The following is a 4,968-nucleotide window of genomic DNA, read 5'->3' as shown; positions in this document are numbered from 1 at the left end:
ATAAATCTCATCTATCCGACGCTCATCGCGCCAATTTTTAACAAAATGCAGCCGCTAGAAGAGAGCGAGCTAAAAAGCCGTATAGAAGGGCTTTTAGCGCAGTGCGGGTTTAAAAGTAGTGGCGTTTTTACGATAGACGCTAGTAAGCGCGACAACCGCTTAAACGCCTATTTCGGCGGCCTTGGCGCGACTAAACGCGTGGTGCTTTTCGACACGCTCGTTAAAAAACTAAGCCTAGATGAGATAATCGCCGTTTTGGGCCATGAGCTCGGGCACTTTAAGCACAAAGATATCCTAAAAATGATCGCTCTAAGCGCGGTTATGCTTTTTGCGATGTTTTTGATATTCGGTAACATCCCCGATGCGGCGTATCAGGCGTTGGGGTTTCATAGCGGAGGCGGCGGAACGATCGTGTTTTTGCTACTTTTTTCGCCGATTTTCGGATTTTTATTTTCGCCCGCTAGCTCGTATTTTAGCCGCGCGAACGAATTTGGCGCCGATAAATTCGCTGGCGAGGTTTCAAACAAAGACGACATGATAAGCGCGCTAAAAAAACTAGGCTCCGAAAACAAGGCCTTCCCGAGGGCTCATCCGCTCTACGCCTTTTTCTATCACTCGCACCCGAGCCTCTTTGAGCGTATAAACGAGCTCGAAAATGACGGTAAATGACGCGCTAAAAGCAGCCGCCTCGCAGATAGCTCCAGCATGCGAGATAAACGGCGCAAATCCGGCGCGCGTAGCCGGGGCGCTTTTGATGAGCTACCTCGGCGTAAAAATCGAGTGGATATTTTTAAATTTAAACCGCGAGCTAGAGGATGCGGAGGGATTTTTCGCGCTTATAAAACGCTTCGCAAATCACGAGCCGCTAGAGTATATTACGGGCGAGGCGGGCTTTTACGGACTTACTTTTAACGTAAAAAAGGGTGTCTTGATCCCGCGCCCGGAAACTGAAATTTTAGTCGAAAGATCGCTTGAAGTTTTATCAAATTTACCCGCGCAAAATGGGCCGCCCCTAGTCGCCGAGATAGGAGTCGGAAGCGGGATAATCAGCATCTGCCTCGCGCTAAACTCAAACGCTAAAATCATAGCCTCAGATATCAGCGACGATGCGTTAAATTTAGCTCGCGAGAACGCCGCGAAATTTGGCGTAGAGGATAGGATAGAGTTCGTAAAATGCGCGTATCTAGATCAAATTTACGGGCGCTTTGACCTGCTCGTTTAAAACCCGCCTTATATCGCGCAGGATTACGGGCTTGATAAATTCGTGCTAAACGAGCCGCACGAGGCGCTGTTTGGCGGCGCGGCGGGCGATGAAATTTTAAAAAATATCGTACTTCTCGCGCGAAACCGCGGCGTAAAATACCTAGCCTGCGAGATAGGCTACGATCAGCGAGAAAGTATGCAAAGCGCGCTTAAATTTAACGGCTTCGAGGCGGAGTTTTACAAGGATTTAGCCGGATTTGACCGCGGATTCGTCGCTAAAAATTTATTTGCGAATTTCTAAATTTGCGTGCGGTTTGTGCTTTGGTGAAAAACCAAATTTGACCGATCTTGCGTAAAATTTTGGGCTCGCAAATTTCCGCCCTTCTTGCTCAAATTTAGCGAATTTTAAATGCTATAACCCTAAAATGCGTGCAGTAAATCAAAAAAAGGAAAATCATGAAAAGCGTTTATTTTTTACTTTTTGGTGCGCTCATCGGCACGGAGCTGGCTTTGGGCGCACTAGTCGCGCCTACTATTTTTTATCCGCAGAGTGTCCTTGGCGACGGCGTACTTACGCATTTTCAAAGCGGCAAACTCATGGCTACGATATTTGTTAAATTTAACTACGCCTTGCTAGTCGTTAGCGTCATAGCCGCGCTTTACGAGCTTGCCTCGATTAGATCCAGCGTCAAATTTGCCGCCAAATTTAGTATGGGTATGCTTTGCGCGATAAATTTAGCCCTCGCGCTCTCGTTCGTGTTTTACTTCACGCCTTTCGTCATGGATGCACAGGCCGCTGGCGAGGCGGCGACGCAGACGGCCGAGTTTGCTCAGATGCACGCGGCTAGCGAATGGACGATGAAGCTTATGCTGTTTGCGCAGCTTGCTTTGTTTTTTATCAAATTTAAAACCGCCGAAAAATGAGCGCGAAGCCCGATATCCAAATTTTAACCGATTTTCTCTCTGACTACACGAGCGCGATGGTGAGTGCGGGCACCTATACCGCGCGCGTAGAAAAGTGCGTGGACCGCGTGGCTAGGCGCTACGGATACGACGTTAGCGTGACGATTTTCGTGAAATATTTTACCATTAGCGTCATGGACTCGGCCGACAACTCCCTGCGCCGAACCTACGTGAAAAAGATCCCGCTAGGGCAGGTGAGCTTTAACCGCATTTCCGAGCTTTCGTCGCTTAGCTGGCGGATTTTGGATGAAAATTTGAGCTTAGATGAGGCCAAAGAGCAGTTTGAGGGCGTCATGCGAATAGGCGCGAATAAATTTACAAGCTCGCTTATTTTGATCAGCCTTGCAAATGCGGCGTTTTGCAGGCTTTTCGGCGGAGATGCGGGCTCGGTCGTATGCGTATTTTTCGCGACGCTTGTTGGATATAACCTTAAATTCGCGCTTGCTAAAATGGGCGTAAATTTAAAAATCCAGTACGTCCTAGTCTCGTTTGTCGTCTCTTTTATCGCCTATCTTGGCGTATTTTACGGCTTCACGCACACTAGCGACGTCGCGATCGGCTCGTCGATACTATTTTTGATGCCGGGCGTTTTTCTCATAAACTCGGTCTTTGATATCCTAAACGACAACACGCTTGTAGGCATCAGTAGAGCCGTAAGCACGGGCATCTTGATACTTTGCATCGCGGTGGGCGTCTATATCACGCTCTCGCTTAGCAATGCGGAGATTTTACATGTTTGAGCTTTTTACTGCGACGCTTATAGACGGCGCTTTTGCCGCGGTGGCGGGGCTTGGCTTTGCCTATGCTAGCTCGCCGCCAAAAAGGACTCTCGCATTTTGTGCGCTGCTTGCCGCGTTTGCGCACGCTAGCCGCTTTTGGATCATGCAGATGGGATTTTTTAACATCAGCGTCGCCACTCTCATAGTCTCTTTTTTAAGCGGGATTTTAGGTATGCTCTTTGCCAAACGGCTCAAGGTGCCCGCCGAAATCATCGCATTTCCCGCACTTTTGCCGATGGTACCCGGAGTTTATGCGTATAAGGGCATATTGGCACTATTTTCGTTTCTAAACGAGCCTGATATCGCTAAGAAAAACGAATATCTAATCATATTTTTCGATAACGCGATCACGACCACGACGGTTTCGCTAGCGCTTGGCGTGGGTGTTTCGGTGGTGCTTACTTTATTTTACGATCAGTCCTTGATGATTACCCGCGGCGCCAAATGCGATCTGGCGACAAAAAAGTCCAGCGAAAAGTAAATTTTGTGCGATATCTTTTAAGCGTCTTTAAATAAGCTAGAAAATTTTGCCCTGCGACAGACTACATGCCTAGTCTTGGGACAAAATTTTCGTCGCAGCATTTAAATCCATCTTAAAATATTTCCGCTAATTGTTTTGTTAAAATTTGGCAATCCGTCAAATTTGGATCAAATTCAGCTCTCGAAACGGTGGCTAAATTTGATAGCCTTTCTTATCTTTACCCTAAATTTTTTCTCAAATTTGCCGATATAGTTTAAAGCTCGTTTTAAAGGATTAATATGATAAACGCTCTTAACAACTATTCCGCTTTTTCTAGACAAAGTTTTTCCCTAAACGTAAATGTTAAGCATGGCTCAAAAACTGAGTTTTTAAAACAAAATGAAATCTCGCAGCCTGACACAGCCGAGCACAAATTTAACGAAGTTTTAGGCTACAAAGTCGATGAGGATGGATATTTTACATCCGAATTTAACGAAGCCGCAGGTATCCCAAAGGACTACAAAATCCACTCTGATACCTTAAAATCTCTCGTGAACGTAAATGATAAGGCTATTGCATTTAATAAAATGTTTTCAAAAATCGACATAGCAAAAACAGTCGGCAATGCATATAAAATTTTATCCCAAGTAGTCGGCGAGGACGTTTTAAATTCCAAAGAAAGTTTTAACAAAGAAGACCTTGCCAAATTTCCTCAAGGATACGAGTACGAGAAATCAAGTCTAAAAGTAACTAAAGTAAATAAAAACATCTACGACTATGCGTCGGCACGTAGCGCCTTTGACGATAAGTCCGGGAAAACCAATATGGAAACGCTATTTTTTAATAGTTCATATCATGAGTTAACAACGACGCCGCAATATAAGCCGTCAACCAATATCTTTGATAACAATAACGGCGGCAAAGAGAGCGAAAACGTGAGCGTGTTTATAAATCCTCACGGCGAAAGATACACTAACTCTGACGGTAGTATAACCAAAGGAGGCTTGATAGCAGCCGTAATAAACTCAAATTTAGACGTACGAGAGGGCGAAACTACGGTTTGGGGCAAGATGCAAGGTTATGACAAAAGCATAAGCGGCAAAGAATACAGACAAAAGCTGGACGCCTTTATTGATTCGCGCAACATCTACGGCATCAAAGGAAGCGAGCTTGACGGGCTTAGCAAGGATTACCGAGAATATGTACTAGCGTTTCAAAAAATGCAAGAGTCGCTTTTGCCCGGTAGCACTGCTTTAAGCGGCAACTCTAACATAACTTCCGACGGCAAAGAATCAAAAAGCCTCTTTGAAATAATGCAAGAGGATATGAAAGAGGCACAAAAACGCCTAGAAAAGCTAATCGAGCAAGAAAAGCGAACGCAAAAGATGCTGGATAAAAACAGAAAATACGACAAAGAGCTAGAGCAAAATACTAGAAAAAATTTAGAAGAACTTGAGGTGATGATGAAATTTAACGCTAAGAGCGTGGATATAAAGGCTTAAAAGGATTAATATGATAAGCGGCGTAAACGGGTTTAACGCAAACGTAAATTATGATTTTAGT

7 protein-coding genes are annotated in these 4,968 nt (G+C 45.0%); all 7 read left to right on the top strand.

All coding sequences use genetic code 11. The annotated features are described in order from the left end of the window. On the top strand, positions 1-669 hold a 669-nt coding region (locus H740_RS05400; protein ID WP_002952200.1), incomplete at its 5' end, for a M48 family metallopeptidase. Further along, a complete protein-coding gene (locus H740_RS05395; RefSeq protein WP_002952199.1) occupies positions 656-1,222 on the top strand; it encodes a N5-glutamine methyltransferase family protein in 567 nt (188 codons plus the stop codon). The genes H740_RS05400 and H740_RS05395, both read left to right, overlap by 14 nt. 42 nt (positions 1,223-1,264) lie before the next feature. After that, a complete protein-coding gene (locus H740_RS12165) occupies positions 1,265-1,504 on the top strand; it encodes a class I SAM-dependent methyltransferase (RefSeq protein WP_002952197.1) in 240 nt (79 codons plus the stop codon). 155 nt (positions 1,505-1,659) lie between these two features. After that, a complete protein-coding gene (locus H740_RS05390) occupies positions 1,660-2,127 on the top strand; it encodes a DUF4149 domain-containing protein (RefSeq protein ID WP_002952196.1) in 468 nt (155 codons plus the stop codon). Then, positions 2,124-2,906 carry a threonine/serine exporter family protein gene (locus tag H740_RS05385; RefSeq protein ID WP_002952194.1) on the top strand — a complete coding sequence of 261 codons (783 nt, stop codon included), beginning with the start codon at positions 2,124-2,126 and terminating at the stop codon, positions 2,904-2,906. The genes H740_RS05390 and H740_RS05385 overlap by 4 nt, the downstream gene beginning before the upstream one ends. Further along, a complete protein-coding gene (locus H740_RS05380; RefSeq protein ID WP_002952192.1) occupies positions 2,899-3,426 on the top strand; it encodes a threonine/serine exporter family protein in 528 nt (175 codons plus the stop codon). The genes H740_RS05385 and H740_RS05380 overlap by 8 nt, the downstream gene beginning before the upstream one ends. A 278-nt stretch (positions 3,427-3,704) precedes the next feature. Continuing rightward, positions 3,705-4,907: a Cj0814 family flagellar-dependent secreted protein gene (locus H740_RS05375; protein ID WP_002952190.1), complete on the top strand. Its 1,203-nt coding sequence runs from the start codon at positions 3,705-3,707 to the stop codon at positions 4,905-4,907. Positions 4,908-4,968 lie beyond the last annotated feature (61 nt).

Origin of the sequence: Campylobacter showae CC57C (assembly GCF_000344295.2) — a bacterium.
Lineage (GTDB): Bacteria > Campylobacterota > Campylobacteria > Campylobacterales > Campylobacteraceae > Campylobacter_A > Campylobacter_A showae_B.
This window is presented reverse-complemented; position numbering and strand designations above follow the sequence as displayed.